Annotated in this window: 18 protein-coding genes and 1 tRNA gene; 7 read left to right on the top strand and 12 right to left on the bottom strand. The window is 70.9% G+C overall.

Annotated features, from left to right (window positions below; genetic code table 11):
* Positions 1 to 188: 188 nt before the first annotated feature.
* From AC3YNX_RS10835 to AC3YNX_RS10810, 6 genes are all read right to left on the bottom strand, one after another.
* Positions 189 to 908, bottom strand: a complete 720-nt coding sequence (locus tag AC3YNX_RS10835; protein WP_489984025.1) for an ABC transporter ATP-binding protein — start codon at positions 906 to 908, stop codon at positions 189 to 191.
* Entirely contained in the window at positions 895 to 1806 is a 912-nt protein-coding gene (locus AC3YNX_RS10830) for an ABC transporter ATP-binding protein (protein WP_127782583.1), read from the bottom strand. Before AC3YNX_RS10830 ends, AC3YNX_RS10835 begins: the two co-directional genes overlap by 14 nt.
* Positions 1803 to 3038, bottom strand: a complete 1236-nt coding sequence (locus AC3YNX_RS10825) for a branched-chain amino acid ABC transporter permease (protein WP_127782582.1) — start codon at positions 3036 to 3038, stop codon at positions 1803 to 1805. Before AC3YNX_RS10825 ends, AC3YNX_RS10830 begins: the two co-directional genes overlap by 4 nt.
* Positions 3035 to 4039: a branched-chain amino acid ABC transporter permease gene (locus AC3YNX_RS10820; RefSeq protein ID WP_127784719.1), complete on the bottom strand. Its 1005-nt coding sequence runs from the start codon at positions 4037 to 4039 to the stop codon at positions 3035 to 3037. Before AC3YNX_RS10820 ends, AC3YNX_RS10825 begins: the two co-directional genes overlap by 4 nt.
* 175 nt (positions 4040 to 4214) lie before the next feature.
* Complete coding sequence (locus AC3YNX_RS10815; protein ID WP_127784718.1) at positions 4215 to 5402, bottom strand: branched-chain amino acid ABC transporter substrate-binding protein; 1188 nt, start codon at positions 5400 to 5402, stop codon at positions 4215 to 4217.
* Between the two features lie 252 nt (positions 5403 to 5654).
* Positions 5655 to 6266: an ANTAR domain-containing response regulator gene (locus AC3YNX_RS10810; RefSeq protein ID WP_127784717.1), complete on the bottom strand. Its 612-nt coding sequence runs from the start codon at positions 6264 to 6266 to the stop codon at positions 5655 to 5657.
* A gap of 112 nt (positions 6267 to 6378) precedes the next feature.
* Here AC3YNX_RS10810 and AC3YNX_RS10805 point away from each other — a divergent pair.
* The 3 genes from AC3YNX_RS10805 (at position 6379) to AC3YNX_RS10795 (ending at position 8627) form a co-directional block, all read left to right on the top strand.
* Positions 6379 to 6454 (top strand) — tRNA-Leu (locus AC3YNX_RS10805).
* Between the two features lie 877 nt (positions 6455 to 7331).
* Entirely contained in the window at positions 7332 to 7703 is a 372-nt protein-coding gene (locus AC3YNX_RS10800; RefSeq protein WP_241249808.1) for a DUF4352 domain-containing protein, read from the top strand.
* Positions 7704 to 7799: 96 nt separating this feature from the next.
* Positions 7800 to 8627, top strand: a complete 828-nt coding sequence (locus AC3YNX_RS10795) for a DUF4352 domain-containing protein (protein ID WP_489995457.1) — start codon at positions 7800 to 7802, stop codon at positions 8625 to 8627.
* 1 nt (position 8628) lies between these two features.
* On the opposite strand, the gene AC3YNX_RS10790 is transcribed toward AC3YNX_RS10795, so the two are convergent.
* From AC3YNX_RS10790 to pyk, 4 genes are all read right to left on the bottom strand, one after another.
* Positions 8629 to 9390 carry an ABC transporter permease gene (locus tag AC3YNX_RS10790; protein WP_127782580.1) on the bottom strand — a complete coding sequence of 254 codons (762 nt, stop codon included), beginning with the start codon at positions 9388 to 9390 and terminating at the stop codon, positions 8629 to 8631.
* A gap of 35 nt (positions 9391 to 9425) precedes the next feature.
* Positions 9426 to 10382: an ATP-binding cassette domain-containing protein gene (locus tag AC3YNX_RS10785; RefSeq protein WP_489995456.1), complete on the bottom strand. Its 957-nt coding sequence runs from the start codon at positions 10380 to 10382 to the stop codon at positions 9426 to 9428.
* Positions 10383 to 10469: 87 nt separating this feature from the next.
* Positions 10470 to 11342: an acyl-CoA thioesterase II gene (gene tesB, locus AC3YNX_RS10780; protein WP_127782578.1), complete on the bottom strand. Its 873-nt coding sequence runs from the start codon at positions 11340 to 11342 to the stop codon at positions 10470 to 10472.
* Entirely contained in the window at positions 11339 to 12763 is a 1425-nt protein-coding gene (gene pyk, locus AC3YNX_RS10775; RefSeq protein WP_489995455.1) for a pyruvate kinase, read from the bottom strand. Before pyk ends, tesB begins: the two co-directional genes overlap by 4 nt.
* A 342-nt stretch (positions 12764 to 13105) precedes the next feature.
* Between pyk and AC3YNX_RS10770 the strand changes: the two genes are divergently transcribed.
* The 3 genes from AC3YNX_RS10770 to AC3YNX_RS10760 are packed head-to-tail and all read left to right on the top strand — an operon-like array spanning position 13106 to position 15959.
* Entirely contained in the window at positions 13106 to 14059 is a 954-nt protein-coding gene (locus tag AC3YNX_RS10770; RefSeq protein ID WP_489995454.1) for an ABC transporter substrate-binding protein, read from the top strand.
* Positions 14060 to 14091: 32 nt separating this feature from the next.
* Positions 14092 to 15144, top strand: coding sequence for a FecCD family ABC transporter permease (locus AC3YNX_RS10765; RefSeq protein WP_489995453.1), 1053 nt, complete (start codon positions 14092 to 14094; stop codon positions 15142 to 15144).
* A complete protein-coding gene (locus AC3YNX_RS10760; protein ID WP_489995452.1) occupies positions 15141 to 15959 on the top strand; it encodes an ABC transporter ATP-binding protein in 819 nt (272 codons plus the stop codon). Before AC3YNX_RS10765 ends, AC3YNX_RS10760 begins: the two co-directional genes overlap by 4 nt.
* Before the next feature lie 42 nt (positions 15960 to 16001).
* Here AC3YNX_RS10760 and AC3YNX_RS10755 read toward each other — a convergent pair whose 3' ends face one another.
* Positions 16002 to 17603, bottom strand: coding sequence for an acyl-CoA synthetase (locus AC3YNX_RS10755; protein WP_489995451.1), 1602 nt, complete (start codon positions 17601 to 17603; stop codon positions 16002 to 16004).
* A 208-nt stretch (positions 17604 to 17811) separates the two neighbouring features.
* On the opposite strand from AC3YNX_RS10755, the gene AC3YNX_RS10750 reads away from it, so the two are divergent.
* On the top strand, positions 17812 to 18573 hold the full coding sequence (locus AC3YNX_RS10750; RefSeq protein WP_489995450.1) for an SDR family NAD(P)-dependent oxidoreductase: 762 nt from the start codon (positions 17812 to 17814) through the stop codon (positions 18571 to 18573).
* On the opposite strand, the gene AC3YNX_RS10745 is transcribed toward AC3YNX_RS10750, so the two are convergent.
* Positions 18570 to 19775, bottom strand: coding sequence for a thiolase C-terminal domain-containing protein (locus tag AC3YNX_RS10745; protein WP_489995449.1), 1206 nt, complete (start codon positions 19773 to 19775; stop codon positions 18570 to 18572). The genes AC3YNX_RS10750 and AC3YNX_RS10745 overlap by 4 nt on opposite strands.
* Positions 19776 to 19832: the final 57 nt, after the last annotated feature.

Below are 19832 nucleotides of genomic sequence, written 5' to 3'. Positions count from 1 at the left end.
ACGTCGGCGGCCGGCTCGGCGGTGGGGGTGTGCGCGGTGTTCTCAGCGGTGGGGCTCACGAGGCCGAAGTCTAGAGACCAGCACCGACAGCCGGGGCGTCGCCGGGGGCCGGGGCAGCAGGGCGGGGCTTGGTAGCGGTTGCTGACCTTGGGGCGCCTGGTTGGTGGTACTTGCAGACGCCCCAAGGGCTAGGCGACGCCCAGGTAGGCGGCCTTGACGCTGTCGTCGGCCAGCAGCTCCCGGCCCGGCCCCGTGCGGGTGACCTCGCCGGTCTCCAGGATGTAGGCGCGGTCGGAGCGGGTCAGCGCCTGCTGGGCGTTCTGCTCCACCAGCAGCACCGTGGTGCCCTGGGAGTTGATCTCGCTGATGATCCGGAAGATCTGCTGGATGATCATCGGCGCCAGCCCCATCGACGGCTCGTCCAGCAGCAGCACCCGCGGGCGCGCCATCAGCGCCCGGCCGATGGCCACCATCTGCTGCTCGCCGCCGGACATGGTGCCGCCCACCTGGGTGCGCCGCTCCAGCAGCCGCGGGAACAGCTCGAAGACCCAGTCCAGGCGCTGGTTGTACTCCGCCTTCGTGGCGAACTTGCGCGCGTAGCAGCCCATGTCCAGGTTCTCCTGCACCGTCATGCCCGGGAACACCCCGCGGCCCTCCGGCGCCTGCACGATGCCGCGCAGCACCCGCTCGTGCGCCTTCACCCGGGTGATGTCCTGGCCGTCGAAGAACACCGTGCCGCGGGTGAGCGGCAGCAGCCCGGAGATGGCCCGCATGGTGGTGGACTTGCCGGCGCCGTTGGCCCCCAGCAGGGTGACCAGCTCGCCCTCCTCCACGGACAGGGAGATGCCGTGCAGCGCCTCGATGCGGCCGTAGCTGACCGTCATGTCGGAGATCTCAAGCAAGGGCATCGTCGGGCACTCCTAGGTAGGCGGCGATGACGGCCGGGTCTTCCCGAACATCCTTGGGCAGGCCCTCGGCGATCTTGCGACCGAACTCCAGCACCACGATGCGGTCGGTCACCTCCATCACCAGGCGCATGTCGTGCTCGATGAGCAGCACGGTGAACCCGTCGTCGCGGGTCTTGCGGATGAGGTCCATCAGCGCCGACTTCTCGCTGGGGTTGAACCCCGCGGCCGGCTCGTCCAGGCACAGCAGCTTGGGCTCGGTGGCCAGCGCCCGGGCGATCTCCAGGCGGCGCTGGTCGCCGTAGGAGAGGTTGCGGGCCTTCTCCACCGCGCGCGGGGCGATGCCGACGAACTCCAGCAGCGCCATCCCCCGCTCCACCGCGTCGCGCTCCTCGGCGGCGTGGCGGCGGCTGCGGAACAGCGCGCCGGGCACGGAGGTCCGGTGCCGGGCGTCGGTGCCCACCACCACGTTCTCCAGCGCCGTCATCTCCCCGAACAGGCGAATGTTCTGGAAGGTGCGGGCGATGCCGCGCTGGGTGATCTGGTGACGCTTGAGCTTGCCCAGCGGGGCGCCGTCGAAGAGCACCTCTCCGGAGGTGGGCCGGTAGACCCCGGTGATCGCGTTGAAGCAGGTCGTCTTGCCCGCGCCGTTGGGACCGATCATGCCCAGGATCTCGCCACGCTTGATGTCGAAGGTGACGTCGTCCAGGGCCGTCAGCCCGCCGAAGCGCATGGTCAGGTTGCGCGCCTGCAGCAGTGCCCCGCCCTCGGCGGTGAGCACCTCCCGCTGCGGGGCGACAGCAGCGGCCACCGCGGCGTCGTCGGTCAGCGCCGGGTTCACCGCCGCGGGATCCACCACCAGCTCGCTGTCCTGCGGGACGTCGACGGTCTCCTCGCTCATGGGCGTGCCTCCACTGGTGCCTCGGACGGTGTCGGGCGTCGGTGCACCGCCAGGAACACCTGGCGGCCCATCGCGAGCAGCTTCTGGCGCACCGGGAAGAGCCCCTGCGGCCGGAAGATCATCAGCACGATCAGCGCCACGCCGAAGAACAGGTACTTGTAGTCGCCCAGCGACTGGCCGCCGATGTCGATCGACATCACCCGGTTGGGCAGGTAGACGACGATGAACGCCCCGACGATGACCCCGAGCTTGTTGCCCTGCCCGCCGAGGACCACCGCGCAGAGGAACAGCATGGAGTTGATGACGTTGAACCCGGTCGGCACCACGAACTGCACCTGCCCGGCGAGCAGCGCACCGGAGAGGCCACCGATGGCGGCACCGATCACGAAGGCCCACAGCTTGAAGCGGAAGGTGGGCACGCCCATGATCTCCGCGGCGTCCTCGTCCTCGCGGATGGCCACCCAGGCCCGGCCCACCCGGCTGCGCTCCAGGTTCCCCACCAGCACGAGGACCAGGATGATCAGCGCGATGCCGAGCCAGAACCACCAGACGCCGGAGTTGACCGCGCCGCTGTTGTTGCCGGCGGAGAAGATGCCGTTGGGGTTGGCCTCGGTCTCCCCCACCCGCGGGTAGGCCACCGCGGACAGGCCCTGCCCGCCGCCGGTGATCTCCTTGAGGTTGTCGCTGAGCAGCCGCACGATCTCACCGAAGCCGAGGGTGACGATGGCCAGGTAGTCACCGCGCAGCCGCAGGGTTGGCGTGCCCAGGATGACCCCCGACATCGCGGTGATGATCACCGCCAGCGGCAGCACTGCCAACCAGGCCCACTTGTCGCTGAGCCAGCCGTCCGGACCGGTCTGGTTCCACGGCGAGTTGGGGCTGGTCAAGATGGCCACGGTGTAGGCGCCCATGGCGTAGAACCCGACGTAGCCGAGGTCGAGCAACCCGGTCTGGCCGACCACCACGTTGAGCCCGATGGCCAGCAGCGCGTAGACGGAGAACTGGGCCATCACCCCGCCGAAGTCGGTGCCGGGGGTGGTGATCAGCGGCGGCTTGAGCACCGGCAGCAGCGCGATGACGAGGATGGCCGGCACCGCGAAGCCCCACTGGGCCGGCCGAGCCAGGCCGTTCCACCACACTCGCAGCGCGTCGCCCACCCCGCGCGGGGGTGGTTCGCCGGCGGACTTGGCGCCGACCGGCGGCGGGGTGAGGTCCTTGGCCGAGGTGCTCATGCGCGTGACCTTCCGAGTGACTCGCCGAGGATTCCGGTCGGGCGGATCAGCAGCACGCCCACCAGCAGCGCGAAGGCCACCACGTCGCGCCACTCGGAGCCGAACAGCGCCTGGCCGTAGAGCTCCATCACCCCGAGCAGCAGCCCGCCGAGCAGGGCGCCGCGCAGGTTGCCGATGCCGCCGAGCACGGCGGCGGCGAAGGCCTTGATGCCGAGGATGAAGCCGCCGTTGAAGATGATCCCGGAGGGGATCTTGAGGGTGTAGAAGAGCGCGGCGGCGCCGGCGAGCAGACCGCCGAGCAGGAACGTCAGCATGATCACCCGCTCGCGGGAGACCCCCATCAGCGTCGCGGTGTCCGGGTCCTGTGCCACCGCGCGGATGCCTCGGCCGAAGCGGGTGCGGTTGATGACGATGTCGGCCATCGCGGCCAGCACCAGCGCGGCCACGATGATCACCAGCGTCACGTTGGTGACCGAGGCGCCGAAGACGGTGAACTGCTCCTTGGGGTCGACCAGCTTGATCGGCTGCTGCGCGGTGGAGCCACCGAGGTCGGAGTCGATGCGCGGCAGGATGAAGTGCACGAACTCCTGCAGCACGAAGGAGGCGCCGATGGCGGTGATGAGGAAGGTCAGCGAGGAGGCACGGCGCTTGCGCAGCGGCCGGTAGGCGACTCGTTCCAGGGCCACCGCGGCCCCGCCAGAGACCAGCATGCCGGCCACCAGCGCGATGGCCAGGTAGCCGACGGTGAAGACGATGCCCTCGGTGTAGGTGTTGCCGCTGGGGGCGAAGCCGAGGGCCATCAGTGCCAGGTACTGCCCGAACATGCCGAGCATGAAGATCTCGGAGTGGGCGAAGTTGATCAGCTTGAGCACCCCGTACACCAGGGTGTAGCCCACCGCGATCAGGGCGTAGATGGCGCCGTAGGACAGTCCGTCCACGGTCAGCTGCCAGAAGTTGTCCACCAGGGACTCGACGTCGAACCCGATGGGGCTCACCGCCAGCGTCGTGGCGCCGTCGGCCGTCGCGCCGGTCGTCGTGCTCACAGACCACGCCGTTTCATGTGTGCTCCCAGCAGCTCGTAGCAGGGTGGGCAGGAAGGGGTGCAGGCCAGGACCGCGCTGAGGGCAGTGCCGGACGACCGGTCAGGCACTGCCCTCAGCTCAGGTCAGGGGTGGATCACTTGACCTGGTACATCCAGATCAGGGCGTTGTCGAGCTCGCCCTTGTCGTTCCACTTGTAGTTGCGGGCCAGGCCGGCGCCGTCGTAGCTCTTGACGAAGGCCGCCAGGTCCGCGCGGGTGGTCTTCCCGGCGTCGATGCCCTTGAGCATGATCGTGGTCAGGTCGTAGCCCTCGGTGGAGTAGACACCCGGCTCGGCGTTGTTCGCGGCCTTGTAGGCGGCCTTGTAGCTGTCCGGCGCCGGGCCGCACGGGCAGGAGAGCAGCGCGTCCTGGGCGGAGGACCCGGCCTGCTTGACGAACTCCGGGTCGTTGGTGCCGTCGGCGGAGACGAACTTGGCGGTCACGCCGGCGCTGCGCAGCTGGGTGACCAGCGGCGCCGCCTCGGCGAAGTAGCCGGCGTAGAAGATCGCGTCGGCGTTGGCGCTCTTGATGGAGGTGGAGGTGGCGGAGAAGTCCTTGTCACCGGTCTTGACGCTGGCGGAGCAGCTCTTGTCGGCCGCGCTGCCCAGTGCGTCCTCGACGGCCTTGGCCAGGCCCACGCCGTAGTCGGAGTCGTCCTGGACCACGCAGATCTTCTTGAAGCCCTGCGAGTCGGTGAGGTACTTGGCCACGGAGGGACCCTGGACGCCGTCGTTGGCCAGACCGCGGTAGAAGGTCTTCCAGCCGTTGGTGGTGAGCGCGACGTTGGTGGCCGAGGCGCTCAGCGAGGGCAGCCCGGCCTGGGCGAAGATGCCGCCGGTGGCCTTGGTCTCGCCGGAGAACGCCGGGCCGAGCAGGCCGATGACGGAGGGGTCGCTGACGATCTGCGGCGCCACCTGGGTGGCCTTCTGCGGGTCACCCTCGGTGTCGAAGTCCACCATTTCCACCTGGCAGCCCGGGTTGGCCTTGTTGTGCGCATCCAGCGCCACCTTGGCGCCGTTGCGGATGTTGATGCCCAGGGCGGCGTTGGGGCCGGTCTTGGCGCCGGCAAAGGCCAGCTTGACGTTGGTGCAGGTGGCCTTTCCGTCCCCGGCCGGGTCGGCTGCGGCGGTGGTGCTGGAAGCCGCAACCTCCTTGCCGGACTGGTCGATCTGCACCAGCGGCGCAATGGCGAGCGGTGCGGACGAGCCCGATCCGCCGGAGCTGTCGCTCGACTTCGAGCCACAGGCGCTGAGGGTCAAGGTGGCGGCTCCCACCAGCACCAAAACCGTTGTGAGCTTGCGACGACGCACGTAAACCTCCGGGTGGTCGAGTCCCCCAGTAACGCCGGGAGGCGTCGGCGCGCGCCGACACGGGGGTGAACCTAACGCAGAGGTAACGCCACAACGGTCAAGCGACAGCGCGTGTGACGAAGTGGCGACACAAAAATAACTCGCCGTAACAATGGCCGGACCCATCTCGACCGAGACCGTGTCCGTTTAGTCGGGATTCCCCCGTCGGGCGGGGAATGGCCCCGGTCAGTCGGAGGTGGCTTGGTCCAGCAGCGCCTGGGCGACCGCCTGCATGGTGGTGCGCTGATCCATGGCGTTGCGCTGGATCCAGCGGAACGCCTGCGGCTCGGTGAGCGAGAGCGTCTGCATGAGCACGCCCTTGGCCCGCTCGATGACCTTGCGCGCGGCGAGGCGACCGTTGAGGTCGGCGACCTCGGCCTCCAGCGCGGACAGCTCGGCGAAGCGGGAGGCGGCCAGCTCCACCGCGGGCACGATGTCGGCCACCGAGAACGGCTTGACCAGGTAGGCCATCGCGCCGGCGTCGCGCGCACGCTCGACCAGCTCCCGCTGGCTGAAGGCGGTGAGGATGACCACGGGCGCAAGACGTTCCGCGGCGATCTCGCCAGCGGCGTCGATGCCGTCGCGGCGGGGCATCTTGACGTCCATGATGACGACGTCGGGCTTGAGCGAGCGGGTGAGGTCGACCGCCTCCTGGCCGTCGGCCGCCTCGCCGGCGATCTCGTAGCCGACCTCGCGGAGCATCTCCACCAGGTCGAGCCGGATCAGCGCCTCGTCCTCGGCCACGAGCACGCGCCGGGGCTTGCGGTTACCGTCGGAGCTGGGAGCACCGTCGACCATCGAACGCCTGCTGAGTGGGTCGCTCACGGGCTGCCTCCTGCCGTCCTGCTGGGAGGCTGAGCCTACCGGCACGACCGCGGCTGTCCGCGTCTTCTAGAGTGGGGCCCGGCGAGCCCTCGTAGCCCAACGGCAGAGGCAACGGATTCAAAACCCGTCCAGTGTGAGTTCGAATCTCACCGAGGGCACCACAGCACCCGGTCAGCGTGATGCCGCAGGCGAGCGTCCAGACGCATTCGCCTACTTGCCCGAAGCGGGGCCGCCGTGCAGTCAGGCCGCCCGCATCAACGCACCGAGCCACTCAGCAACGAAGCGACCCCATGGTGACCGATCGGCGATCGTCGACAAGCTGGAAGCACTGCCGAGCTTCGAAAGTTGCGCGAAGACCCGCGCAGCCCTCGGATGCGGGTGACGGTGCCGCACCTCCACCACAGCTCCGATGTAACGTTTGTCCTTTTCGGACGATTGACTGAGGCAACGAAAAATACTGCGCAGCAGTCTTTTTCAGATGAACAGTCAGGGATGCAAATGCCGGATCAGCACAGCGAGGGCCCCACCTGGGGCAGCCCGCCACCTCCCCCCTCCGCCCCAGGTGGTCGCACTCAAGGGGGCCCAGCCCCAGAGTTCCGGGGACCAGCCCCAGAGTTCCGGGGACCAGTGCGCCATGGCCCCGGCCAGGGCTACGGCGGACCCCCCGGCTACAGCCCGCCACCAGGCTGGGGGGACCAGCCGCCGATGAACAACAACAGAGACCCCAAATCGCCGCGGAGCTGGATTGCTCGCCACAAAATTCTCACCGCACTCACCGCACTCGCCGCGTTCATCGTCTTCATGGGCGCTATCGCTGTTGCCTCGAGTGAAGAGTTTTCGGACGGATATTCCGCGGGCAAGTCAGCAGGCTCTAAGCAATCGGGCAGCGCGCCGCCCAGCCCTCAGCCATCGGTGGATCCACCGCCCAGCCCTCAGCCATCAGTGAGTGCACCGCCCAGCCCTCAGCCATCGGTGAATGCACCGCCCAGCCCTCAGCCATCGGCGAGTGCACCTCCGCTGGCCACGATCGGCAGTCCCGTGCGCGACGGAAAGTTCGAGTTCGTGGTGACTACCGTCCAGCCCGGAAAGGCTTCGGTCGGCAGCGGTTACTTGAAGGCCACAGCTCAGGGCCAGTTCGTCGTTGTGAAGCTCACTGTGCGAAACATTGGGGACCGCCAACAAATGTTCGCCGGGAGCGCCCAGAAGATGACTGACCAGCAGGGACGAGAGCTGTCCACGGACACTATGGCAGGCATCTACCTCGACTCGGACAACTTCCTGGCTGAGATAAACCCGGGCAACAGCGTGCAAGGCACACTCGTCTTCGACATCCCGAAGGACGCGGTGCCCACAACGCTGGAGCTGCACGACTCGGTGTTCTCCGGAGGAGTGACTGTCCGGCTCAGCTAGATCCGTGCGAAAGTAGGCCGCGCCGCCGGGACACCACCCGGCTGCTCGGCCTACCCCGTTGCGCCGCTCCGCTTTTCGCGGAGCCGAAGGACTGTGATGTCTGACGACCACCTCACCCACCCCGAAGATCCCGACCAGCCGGCTCCCCCGGGCGAGAGTGGTCCCCCGCAGGACTCGGTCGTGGTGCACCGCTGGCTGCTGGCGGGGCTGATCGCGGTGGCAGCCGTCGCCACGATCGTCGTCGTGGTCCTCGTGGTCGGGCTGATGGGCAATGACTCCGACCCGCGACCACAGTCGGACGACCGCCCGACCGCCACCGCGCTCCCCGGCACGCGCTCACCGACCACCACCACGGAGCCCGCCGAGGCCTCGACCGCCGTCGAGGAGCCCACGCCGTCGGCCAGTGCTGCTGCCCCCTCCGCGACCGCCGTGCGCACCAGCACCACCCGGACCGCCGTGCCGTCCGCGGCGCCGAGCACCCAGGCGCCCAGCACCACGACGCTCGCCCCCGCCCCGACTGGTCCGCCCGGCGTGGGGACCACCGTCTCCTTCACGGTGGCCGCACCTGGCGCCGAGGACATCGCCGGCACCGTCACTCTCAACGGCACCCGGCGCATCAGCGAGCCGGAGAACGACTTCGGTGACGACCCCGCCAGTGGCTCCTACCTGGTGGCCACGTTCACCGTGTCGGTCAGTGCCGGCTCCACCTACGTCAGCGACTACGACTTCCGCGCCGAGGTCGCCGACGGCACCACGCGCACCCCCTCGATCGGTGTGGTGAACCAACAGATGGACGGCACGGTCGACGCGGGCCGACAGCTGATCGGCGACGTCGCCTTCGACCTGCCACCCGGCGGTCCGGTACTCATCTACTTCTACGGTCCGAAACCGGCCCCGCTGGCCAGCTTCCGCGTCACCGGCTAGCTCAGGCGGACATCCGCTGGAAGGTGCGCGTCCCCCACCAGGCCAGCAGCGCGGTGAGCACCACGGTGACGATGACTCCGGTCGTCACCGTGCCGCCGGAGAGCTCGCCGCGGAACAGCGAGCGCGCCGCGTCCACCAGGTACACCAGCGGGTTGATCCTGCTCAGGTTCTCCAGCCAGCCCGGCGCCAGCGACATCGGCAGGAACACCCCGGACAGCAGCAGCAGGGGCAGCGAGACGCCCTGCACGAACGGGGCGAAGGAGTCCTCATCCTTGAGGATGATGCCCATCGAGTACGACGCCGCTGACACCCCCAGAGCCAGCACGCAGATCAGCACCAGGGTGATCGCCACCCCACCCCAGGTCGGTCGCAACCCGAACGGCACGGCCACCAGCACCAGGATCACCCCCTGCACCCCGATGGTCACCGTGTTGCCCAGCGTCCGCCCGAGCAGCAGCGACAGCCGCGGCGCCGGGGTCACCCGCTGGCGCTCCAGCACGCCCTCACGCATCTCCTGGATGATGCCGAACCCGGCGAAGCCCGCCCCGAAGATGGTGAGCTGCAGCAGCAGGCCGGGCACGAACAGCGACCACGACGCCTCGCCGCCGAGCCCGCCCGCGCGCACGTTGGTGAGCAGCGGGCCGAACAGCACCAGGAACAGGACGGGCTGGGCCAGCCCGAAGAACACCCACACCGGGTTGCGCAGCAGCAGCCGCATGTCCCGGGTGAACACCACGGACGTCGCGTCGAGGGTGGAGCGCATGGGGGTCCTCTCAGGTCAGCAGGAGCAGGAGCACGTCAGGCCGGCGCGTCCTCGCGCAGCGACCGTCCGGTCAGCGTGAGGAAGACGGTGTCCAGGGTGGGGCGGGCCACGGTGACCGTGCGCAGGGGCAGGTCGGCGGCGTCCAGCGCGCGCAGCAGCGGGGCCACCGCCACGTCGCCGCGCTCCACGGTCAGCTGCAGCGTCTCCCCCTCCACGCGCGCCTCCCGGACCTCGATGGCCTCCCGGGCCACCACCTCGGCCAGCGCCAGGTCACCGTCCACGCTGACGGTGATGACGTCGCCGGACACGGCCGCCTTGAGCGCGTCCGGGGTGTCGTCGGCGACGATGCGCCCCTGGTCCATCACCAGGATGCGGTCGGCGAGCGCGTCGGCCTCGTCCAGGTAGTGCGTGGTGATCACCACGGTCACCCCGCGCTCGTCGCGCAGCGCGCGGATGTGCTCCCACAGGTTGGCCCGGCTCTGTGGGTCCAGCCCGGTGGTGGGCTCGTCCAGGAAGATCAGCCCCGGGGTGTGCACCAAGCCGCTGGCCACGTCGAAGCGGCGACGCTGCCCACCGGAGAGCTCGGACAGCGCCCGGCCACCCAGCTCTCCCAGGTCCAGCTGGGGCAGCAGCTCGGTCACCCGCTGCTGCGCCTGCGCCCGGCTCAGCCCGTACAGCCGCCCCTGGGTGACGAGCTCCTCGGCCACCCGCGAGCCCGGCGCCGGCGCGGAGCCCACCTGGGCGACGTAGCCGATGCGCCGGCGCACCTCACGGGGCTGCTCGCGCAGGTCGGCACCGGCCACGGTGGCCGTGCCCTCGGTGGGGTCGAGCAAGGTGGTGAGCATCCGCAGCGTGGTGGTCTTGCCCGCGCCGTTGGGGCCGAGCAGCCCGACGATCTCGCCGGCACTGACGTCGAGGTCCAGCGGAGCCACCGCCTGCACCGGCCCGGTCTTGGTCTTGAACGACCGGGCCAACCCGCGTGCGTGAATCATCGCGACCTTCCCCCTTGCCGGTGGTGGGGCCACACTATGCACCCGGGCGCCGACAACAACAGCGCTTTGGCGGAGGGGTGGTGCGCCCTACCGGTTCGAGACGCGGAGCAGGCCCTCCTGGACCACGGTGGCCAACAGCTCGCCGCCGCGGGAGTAGAACCGACCCGTGGCCAGGCCGCGGCCGCCGGAGGCGGTGGGCGACTCGGTGTCGTAGAGCACCCACTCGTCGGCCTGGACCGGACGGTGGAACCACATGGCGTGGTCCAGGCTGGCCAGCAGCACCTTGTCGATGCCGTAGGCCAGGCCGTGGCCCGACATCATCGAGTCCAGCAGCGTCATGTCCGAGGCGTAGGCCAGCACGCAGACGTGCAGCAGCGGCTGGGCCGGCAGCACCCCGTCGGCGCGCATCCACACCTGGCTGCGGGTGGAGCGAGCGCCGGTGGCGCGGCGCACCCACGGCGGGTCGTTGACGTAGCGGATGTCGATGGGCCGGCGCAGCGTGGCACGGGGGCCGAACAGGTCCTCGTACCCGGTGAGGCGCTCCGGCAGGGAGGGCAGCTCCTCCGGCGCGGGGACGTCGGGCATGGGCGTGGTGTGCTCCACGCCCTCCTGGGCCTCCTGGAACGACGCCGAGAGCGCGAAGATGGGGTTGCCGTGCTGGATCGCGGTGACCCGGCGGGTGGCGAAGGATCGTCCGTCGCGCACCCGGTCCACCTCGTAGACGATGGGCACGCGGGGGTCGCCGCCGCGAATGAAGTAGGCGTGCAGGGAGTGCACCTGGCGCTCGCTGGAGACGGTGCGCCCGGCCGCGACCAGTGCCTGGCCGGCCACCTGGCCACCGAAGACGCGGGTGGGCGCCGTCGTGGGGCTCACCCCGCGGTAGATGTTCTCCTCGATGCGCTCCAGGTCGAGCAGCTGCACCAGCTCGTCGAGCTCAGGTTGGGCGACCACCCCGGTCATCCGTGGTCCTCCTCGCCGAGGCGGTGCACCAGGATCAGGTTGGTGGAGCCCACCGTGTTGGGCGGGGACCCGGCCACCACGACCACCACGTCACCGCGCTGGTAGCGGTCCATCTCCAGCATCGCCTTGTCGACCAGGTCGACCATCTCGTCGGTGGTGCTGACCTTGGGGACGATGAACGTCTCGGTGCCCCACGTCATGGCCAGCTGGCTGCGCACCTCCTGCTGCGGCGTGAACGCCAGCAGCGGCAGCGGCGTGTGCAGCCGGGCAAGCCGGCGCACGGTGTCGCCGGACTGGGTGAAGGCCACCAGGGCGGTGGCGTTGAGCCGCTCGCCGATGTCGCGGGAGGCGTAGGAGAGCACGCCGCGCTTGGTGCGGGGCACGTGGTTCAGCGGCGGGACCGCGGTGGACTCCGCCTCCACCGCCTCCACGATGCGGCTCATGGTGCGCACGGTGGCCATCACGTGGGCACCCACCGACGTCTCGCCGGAGAGCATCACCGCGTCGGCGCCGTCCAGCACGGCGTTGGCGACGTCGGAGGCCTCGGCGCGGGTGGGCCGGGAGTTGCTGATCATCGACTCGAGCATCTGGGTGGCCACGATCACCGGCTTGGCGTTCTCCCTGGCCACCTGGATGGCGCGCTTCTGCACCAGCGGCACCTGCTCCAGCGGGAGCTCCACCCCCAGGTCGCCGCGGGCCACCATCACGCCGTCGAAGGCCAGCACGATGGCCTCCAGGTTGTCGATGGCCTCGGGCTTCTCCAGCTTGGCGATCACCGGCAGCCGGCCGCGGCCCTTGCGGTCCATCACCTGGTGCACCAGGTCGATGTCGGCGGGCGAGCGCACGAAGGACAGCGCGATCACGTCCACGCCCAGGTCGATGGCGAACTCCAGGTCGGCGATGTCCTTCTCCGACAGCGCCGGCACCGACACGTTCACCCCGGGCAGCGAGAGGCCCTTGTTGTTGCTGACGGTGCCACCCTCGGTCACCCGACAGACCACGTCGTTGCCCTCGACCGCGGTGACCACGAGCCCGACGTTGCCGTCGTCGACGAGCAGCCGGTCACCGGCGCGGGCGTCCTTGGCCAGCTCGGAGTAGGTGGTGGAGACCCGGTCGTGGGTGCCGAGGACGTCCTCGACGGTGATGCGGACCTCTTCGCCGTTGGCCCACAGCTCCTTGCCGTTGACGAACCGGCCCAACCGGATCTTCGGCCCCTGCAGGTCGGCCAGGATTCCCACGGCGCGGCCGCTGCGGTCCGACGCCGCCCGCACGTAGCCGTAGGTCCGCTCGTGGTCGCCGTGGGAGCCGTGGCTGAAGTTGAGCCGGGCCACGTCCATGCCGCACTCGACAAGCTCATGGACCAGCTCCTGGCTGTCTGTCGCAGGGCCCAGGGTGCACACGATCTTCGCTCGACGACTCACGAGCCCAGCCTAGTCCCGTCCGCGCGAGCCTCACCTCCGTGGAGGGACCTAGGCCACACCGCAGGCACCGGGGTCGCCGCGAATTCGTTCGGGGTGCCGGCCGGTGCTAGCGTCCCTGTGCTGGTCGAGCCGTCTCGTCCGGTCAGTGCCTCCGTAGCGAAGTCCGGTGAGATCCCGGCGCTGTGCCGCAACTGTGATTCCACCCCCGCTGGGGATGGTGAGCCAGGTCGCCGAGGAGGCACTGGTGCGCAACCACCCCCGCAGCAGTGGTGGAGTGTCGCCCGGTCGCTCGCGGCCGGAGGTACAACATCCGCTGGGCAGAGCTCCCAGGAGAACGCCCCGATGACCCCCCTCAGCACGCCGCGGGCCCGTCGAGCGCCCGCGCTCGCGGCCCTGCTCGCCGCCCTCGCCCTGGTGCTCACCGCGTGCGGCGCCGAGCGCACCGACCCGGTGACCCCGACCGCCGGCACCGCCTACCCGCTGACCGTGCAGGCCGACAACGGCGACGTCACGGTGCCCGCCAGGCCGAGCCGGATCGTCTCGCTGTCGCCCACCGGCACCGAGATGCTCTTCGCCATCGGCGCCGGCTCGCAGGTGATCGCGGTGGACTCCTACTCCACCTACCCCCCGGACGCCCCGATCACCGACCTGTCGGCGTTCACGCCCAACCTGGAGGCGGTGCTGGCCCACGAGCCGGACCTGGTGGTGGCCTCCGACGACGCCAACGGCCTGGTCGACGGCCTGCGCACCGCCCAGGTGCCCACCCTGCTGCTGGGTGCGGCGGACCAGCTGGAGGACACCTACGCGCAGCTGAACACCCTGGGCACCGCGACCGACCACACCGCCGGGGCCCAGGCGGTGGTCTCCGGCATGCAGCAGAAGGTCACCGACATCGTGGCCAGCGTGCCCCAGCAGACCACACCGCTGAGCTACTACTACGAGCTCGAGCCCACCCTCTACACCGTCACCTCGGCCAGCTTCGTGGGCACGCTGCTGGCCCGGCTGGGCCTGACCAACATCGCCGACTCGGCGGGCTCGCCGGGCAACGCCTACCCGCAGCTCTCCGCCGAGGCCCTGGCCAAGGCCGACCCCGACCTGGTGTTCCTGGCCGACACCAAGTGCTGCAACGCCAACGCCCAGACCTACGCCGCCCGCCCGGGCCTCGGCGGGTCCACCGCGGTGGCCACCGGCAGCATCGTCGCGCTGGACGACGACCTCGCCTCCCGCTGGGGCCCGCGCACCGTGGACCTGCTGGCTGCCGCCGCCGACGCGGTGCGCTCCCGGTCGGCCGGCTGAGCGCGACGCCCGGAGCAGTGACGCTCGAAGCAATGACGCACCCACCCGGCTCGCCGGTGTCGGCCGCCGCCCCCACCCGCCTGACGCCCCGCCACCTGGTGATCGCCGTGGCGGGGCTGGTGGTCGTCGTGGTGGCCGCGGTGCTCATCGGCGCCGTGGACCTGGGACCCGGCCGGGTGTTCGGCGAGGTCTGGGCGCAGGTCACCGGTGGTACCTCGCCGCTGAGCTCCACCGAGGCAGCCATCCTCTGGCAGCTGCGGGTGCCGCGGGTGCTGCTGGGCGTGCTGGTGGGCGCCGCGCTCGCCTGCTGCGGCGCCGCGTTCCAGGGCGTGTTCCGCAACCCGCTGGCCGATCCCTACCTGCTGGGCGCCGCTGCCGGAGCCGGGCTGGGCGCCACCCTGATGATCGTGCTGGCCACGCCGGACACGCTGCCGATCGACCCGGTGCCCGCCGGGGCGTTCGTGGGTGCGCTGGTGGGGGTCGGGCTGGCGTGGCTGGTGAGCCAGTCGGCCGGGTCCGGCCCCGGGGTGCTGGTGCTCGCCGGCGTGGCCGTCGCTGCGTTCCTCTCCGCGGTGCAGCTGGCGCTGCAGACCGCCCACCCCGACCGCATCCGCGCCATCTACTCGTTCATCCTCGGCTCGCTGGGCACGCCGGGCTGGGGCGCGGTGGTGCAGACCGCCATCTACGTCGGGGTGAGCTGCGGGGCGCTCGCCGGCTGCGGGCGCCTGCTGGACGTGCTCAGCCTGGGCGACACCGAGGCCAGCACCCTGGGGATCCGCCCCGGCCGGGCGCGGCTGCTCATCGTGGTGGCCGCGTCGCTGGGCACGGCAGCCGCGGTGTCGGTGTCCGGGCTCATCGGCTTCGTGGGACTGGTGGTGCCGCACCTGGTGCGGCTGGTGCTGGGTGGCTCCTTCCGGGTGATCCTGCCGGTGTCGCTGCTGGCCGGCGGAGCGTTCCTGGTGCTGGCCGACCTGCTGGCCCGCACGGTGGTCTCCCCTGCCGAGCTGCCGGTGGGGGTGGTCACCGCCTTCGTGGGCGGACCGTTCTTCGCCCTGCTGCTGCGCCGCACCAAGGCCCCCGCATGAGCGGCCCGCGCCCCACCGGGCGAACCACCAGCAGCATCCGGGCCACCAACCTCGGGGTGCAGCGCGGCGCCACCTCCGTGCTGCGCGGGGTGGACCTGGACGCGCCGCCGGGCTCCTGGCTGGCGGTGGTGGGCCCCAACGGCGCGGGCAAGTCCACCCTCCTCGCCGCGCTGGCCGGGCTGCTGCCCTGCACCGGGGAGGTGTGCCTGGGTGGGCGCGAGCTGCGCCGGATGAACCCCCGCCAGCGGGCCAAGGTGCTCGCCTACGCCCCGCAGGAGCCGGTGCTGCCGGCGGACCTGACCGTCACCGACTACGTGTTGCTCGGCCGCGTCCCGCACCGCTCGATGCTGGGCGCCGACCGCCCCGCCGACACCGCGCTGGCAGCACGGGTGCTGGCCCAGCTCGACCTCACCGCGCTCGCCGGGCGACGGCTGGACCGGCTCTCCGGCGGCGAGCGGCGGCGAGCGGTGCTCGGCCGGGCGCTGGCCCAGCAGGCTCAGGTGCTCCTGCTGGACGAGCCCACCACCGGCCTGGACATCGGCCACGCCCAGCAGCTGCTGGAGCTGCTGGACGAGCTGCGCCACTCCACCGGCACCACGCTGGTGACCACCCTGCACGACCTCACCCTGGCCGGGCAGTACGCCGACGCCCTGCTGCTCGTGCACGAGGGCGCGCCGGTGGCCGCGGGCACGCCCGCGCAGGTGCTGCGCACGGACGTGCTGCGGGAGCGCTACCAGGCCGAGCTCACCGTGCTCGACCCCGGCGACGGCTCGCTGGCCGTGGTGCCGCTGCGTCCGAGCACCCGCCCGGACTGACCCGGTCGCGGACGGCAGGCGCTGGCGTCGTCGCACCAGACGTCAGGCGAGCGACTCCGCCGCGGTCTTCTTGGCCCACCGGTAGTCGGCCTTGCCGCTGGGCGAGCGCACGATCGTCGGCGCCACCACCAGCGCGCGCGGCACCTTGTAGCCCGCCACCTGGGTGCGGCAGTGCGCCATGAGCTCCTCCAGCGACGGCTCCTGCTCGCCCTCGCGCACCTGGACCACCGCCGACACCTGCTCGCCGAAACGCGGGTGCGGAGTGCCCACCACCAGGGCGTCCATCACCGCGGGGTGGCTCTTCAGCGCCTGCTCCACCTCCTCCGGGAAGACCTTCTCGCCACCGGTGTTGATGCACAGCGACCCGCGGCCCAGCAGCACGATGGTGCCGTCCGCCTCCACCTGCGCCATGTCGCCCAGCACCGACATCCGCACGCCGTCCACCACCGGGAACGTGGCGGCGCTCTTGGCCGGGTCGCGGAAGTACTCCAGCGGCACGTGGCCCAGCCGCGCCAGGTAGCCGATGTCCTCGGAGCCGGGGGCGATGGGCTGCAGCCGCTCGTCCACCACCACGCTGTGGCTGGACGCGGGCAGCCGCACGTGTCCGTCCGCGCCGAGCTGCACCTGGCCGTCGGCGCCGGACTCCGAGGCCCCGAAGTTGTCCAGCAGGAAGATGTTGGGCAGCAGCTCGGTGAGCTGGTCACGGACGCTGCGCGACCACAGCGCCCCGCCGGAGCCGATGAGGAACAGCGAGCTGAGGTCGAACTCGCCCTGGTGCTCGGCGATGGCGTCGGCCAGCGGGCGGGCCATGGCGTCGCCCACCAGCATCACCGAGCTGCACTTCTCCGCCTCCACCAGCCGCAGCACCTCGAGCTCGTCGAACTGCTTCATCAGCACCTGCGTGGCGCCCATGTAGAAGGTGCTGAACATCGAGTACACCGCGGCGCCGTGCATCAGCGGGGCCGTCACCAGGAACTTGAGGGTGCCGGCCTTGGCGGTGGCCGACTCCACCACCTCGGCCACCGTGTTCAGCGGCTCGCCACCGTGGTTTCCACCGCCCAGCGCCGCGTAGTAGAAGTCCTCCTGCCGCCACACCACGCCCTTGGGCATGCCGGTGGTGCCACCGGTGTAGATCACGAAGCGGTCGTCGGGGCTGCGCTCGCCGAACCCGCGGGACTCCGGCTGAGCGGCCACCGCCTGGTGGTAGTCGGCGTGCTCCACCCCGGACAGGGCCGGGCCCGCCGGCAGGGCGTCCAGGGTGAGCACGTGCTTGATGCCGGGCGCGGCCGGCAGCACCGCGGCCGCACTGGGCACGAACTCCGCCTCCACCACCAGCGCGACCAGGGCGGCGTTGTCGTAGAGGTAGCTCAGCTCGGTGTCGGTGTAGCGGAAGTTCACCGTGATGGGCACGACGCGCGCCTTGAGGCAGGCGAGCAGGGCCTCGACGAACTCGATGCGGTTGCGCATGTGCAGGCCGACGTGCTCGCCCGGCTGCAGGCCCAGCGACAGCAGGTGGTGGGCCAGCCGGTTGGCGCGGGCGTCCAGGTCGGAGTAGGTGAGCCGGTCGCCCTCGCAGATCAGCGCCTCGTGGTCGGGCAGGGCATCGGCGACGGCCTCGTACAGGTCGGCAAGGTTCAGCGACATCTCTCGGTCCTTCAGGGTGGCGGCCGGCAAGGTCAAGGGTGTAACCCAGATCACTTCACGTTCGAGCAGTGTGACACAAGCGGCGTCCCGGCAACCGGGACTGCTCTGGTGTCCGCGGGACGCATGTGCTCTCTGGGGCTGCCCCTGGGCCCGGAGTCCCCCGCGCGACTGTCCCCCGGGTGGGCCTCGGCCGTGGGAGCATCCGCCGATGACGAGCACGGAGCTGCCCCTGCAGGACAAGGTCGCCCTGGTCACCGGTGCGTCCTCCGGGCTGGGCCAGGAGGTGGCCCGGCTGCTCACCGCCCGCGGCGCCCGGGTCTTCGGCGTCGCCCGCGACAAGGACAAGCTGCACCAGGCGATGGCTGACGTCACCGCCGACCCGAGCAGCCACTCGCTGGCCGTGGACCTCGCCGACCCGGCGGCGTGCCGGGAGGCGGTGTCGGCGTGCGTGGCCGCGCTGGGCGGGCTGGACGTGCTGGTGAACACCGCCGGTGCCCACACCCTGCGGCACACCGGCCAGGTCAGCGACGACCAGTGGGAGCGCGACCTGGCGGTGAACCTGAGCGCCCCGTTCTTCCTGTCCCAGGCCGCGCTGCCGCACCTGCTGGAGCGGGCCGGCAACATCGTCAACGTGTCGTCGGTGGCCGGCGTGCAGGGGCAGGCCTACTCGGCCGGGTACTGCTCGGCCAAGCACGGGCTGATCGGGCTGACCCGGGCCATGGCGGTGGAGTTCACCGCGGCGACGCTGCGGGTCAACGTGGTGTGCCCGGGCGGGATGCTCACCCCGCAGGTCACCGGCTTCAGCTTTCCCGACGGCGCCGACCTGGACCTGGTGATGCGCTCGGCGGCGCCGCGGGGGCTGATGGAGACCCACCAGGTCGCCCCGCTGATCGCCTTCCTGGCCTCCGACGACGCCGCCGCGATCACCGGCGGTGTCTACCTGCTGGACAACGGCAAGACCGCCGGCTAGGCGTCCGCAGCGGTGAGGGTGCCCGCCCGGTAGAGGGTGACCACGCAGGCCCCGCCCAGGCCGAGGTTGTGCTGCAGGCCCACGGTGGCCCCCTGCACCTGACGCTTGTCGGCCAGCCCGCGCAGCTGCCAGCTCAGCTCGGCGCACTGGGCCAGGCCGGTGGCACCGAGCGGGTGGCCCTTGGAGATGAGCCCGCCGGAGGGGTTGACCACCCACCTGCCGCCGTAGGTGGTGGCGCCGGACTCCACCAGCTTGCCGCCCTCGCCCACCGGGCACAGGCCGAGGCCCTCGTAGGTGAGGATCTCGTTGATGGAGAAGCAGTCGTGCAGCTCGATGACGTCCACGTCGTCCACGGTCAGCCCGGACTCGGCGAAGACCTGCTCGGCGGCGGCGCGAGTCATCGGGCTGCCCACGGCGTCGATGCACCGGTTGCTCTCGAAGCACTCGGTGGTGTCGGTGGTCATCGCCTGGGCGACGATCTCCACCGCTTGGCCCTCCAGGCCGTGCTCCCGCACGAAGGCCTCGCTGACCACCACGGCCGCGGCGGCACCGTCGGACGTCGGGGAGCACTGCGACCGGGTGAGCGGGTGGTGGATCATCCGGTCCTCCAGCACCCGCTCCAGGGTGTAGGAGTCTTGGAACTGCGCGTACGGGTTGTTCACCGAGTGCCGGTGGTTCTTCACCGCGACCGCAGCGATCTGCTCGGCGGTGGTGCCGTAGAGCTCCATGTGCTCGCGGGCGGCGTCACCGAAGATCTGCGCGGTGATCGGCGAGGCCTCGATGCCGTGGGCGTTCTTCATGATGGCCAGGTGCCGGTCGATGGTGCTGACCTTCGGCATCTCCCCGGTCATGCCGCCGCGGGACATCTTCTCGAAGCCGACGGCCAGCGCGCACTCGGCCTGGCCGCCCTGCACCCACTCGCGGGCCATCATCAGCGCGCTGGAGCCGGTGGCGCAGTTGTTGTTGACGTTGAACACCGGGACACCGGTGAGCCCGATGTCGTACAGCGCCCGCTGCCCCTGCGCCGAGGGGCCGGCGGTGTAGCCCACCGACGCCCGCTGCACGGCGTCGTAGGTCAGCCCGGCGTCGGCCAGCGCCGCGTTCACGGCCTCGCCCACCATGTCCGGGTACTCCCAGTCGCGGCTCTCGACCTTGCAGAAGGGCGTCATCCCGACACCGACGACGAAGGCGCGTGCGCTCATGGCTTGTTTCCTCACGGAGGTGGTGGAGCTGGACGGGGCAGACCGGGGCACTGCCGT

The organism is Rhodococcus sp. Z13_19A (assembly GCF_058133575.1).
The sequence above is the reverse complement of the archived record's forward strand: the minus strand, read 5'-3'. Positions and strand labels throughout refer to the sequence as shown.

What these genes read in the sequence shown, in the direction of transcription:
- AC3YNX_RS10835 (WP_489984025.1), bottom strand. Translation starts at nt 908, where the DNA reads ATGCCCTTGCTTGAGATCTCCGACATGACGGTCAGCTACGGCCGCATC.
- AC3YNX_RS10830 (WP_127782583.1), bottom strand. Translation starts at nt 1,806, where the DNA reads ATGAGCGAGGAGACCGTCGACGTCCCGCAGGACAGCGAGCTGGTGGTG.
- AC3YNX_RS10825 (WP_127782582.1), bottom strand. Translation starts at nt 3,038, where the DNA reads ATGAGCACCTCGGCCAAGGACCTCACCCCGCCGCCGGTCGGCGCCAAG.
- AC3YNX_RS10810 (WP_127784717.1), bottom strand. Translation starts at nt 6,266, where the DNA reads ATGGTCGACGGTGCTCCCAGCTCCGACGGTAACCGCAAGCCCCGGCGC.
- AC3YNX_RS10795 (WP_489995457.1), top strand. Translation starts at nt 7,800, where the DNA reads ATGTCTGACGACCACCTCACCCACCCCGAAGATCCCGACCAGCCGGCT.
- AC3YNX_RS10790 (WP_127782580.1), bottom strand. Translation starts at nt 9,390, where the DNA reads ATGCGCTCCACCCTCGACGCGACGTCCGTGGTGTTCACCCGGGACATG.
- AC3YNX_RS10785 (WP_489995456.1), bottom strand. Translation starts at nt 10,382, where the DNA reads ATGATTCACGCACGCGGGTTGGCCCGGTCGTTCAAGACCAAGACCGGG.
- tesB (WP_127782578.1), bottom strand. Translation starts at nt 11,342, where the DNA reads ATGACCGGGGTGGTCGCCCAACCTGAGCTCGACGAGCTGGTGCAGCTG.
- AC3YNX_RS10770 (WP_489995454.1), top strand. Translation starts at nt 13,106, where the DNA reads ATGACCCCCCTCAGCACGCCGCGGGCCCGTCGAGCGCCCGCGCTCGCG.
- AC3YNX_RS10765 (WP_489995453.1), top strand. Translation starts at nt 14,092, where the DNA reads ATGACGCACCCACCCGGCTCGCCGGTGTCGGCCGCCGCCCCCACCCGC.
- AC3YNX_RS10760 (WP_489995452.1), top strand. Translation starts at nt 15,141, where the DNA reads ATGAGCGGCCCGCGCCCCACCGGGCGAACCACCAGCAGCATCCGGGCC.
- AC3YNX_RS10755 (WP_489995451.1), bottom strand. Translation starts at nt 17,603, where the DNA reads ATGTCGCTGAACCTTGCCGACCTGTACGAGGCCGTCGCCGATGCCCTG.
- AC3YNX_RS10750 (WP_489995450.1), top strand. Translation starts at nt 17,812, where the DNA reads ATGACGAGCACGGAGCTGCCCCTGCAGGACAAGGTCGCCCTGGTCACC.
- AC3YNX_RS10745 (WP_489995449.1), bottom strand. Translation starts at nt 19,775, where the DNA reads ATGAGCGCACGCGCCTTCGTCGTCGGTGTCGGGATGACGCCCTTCTGC.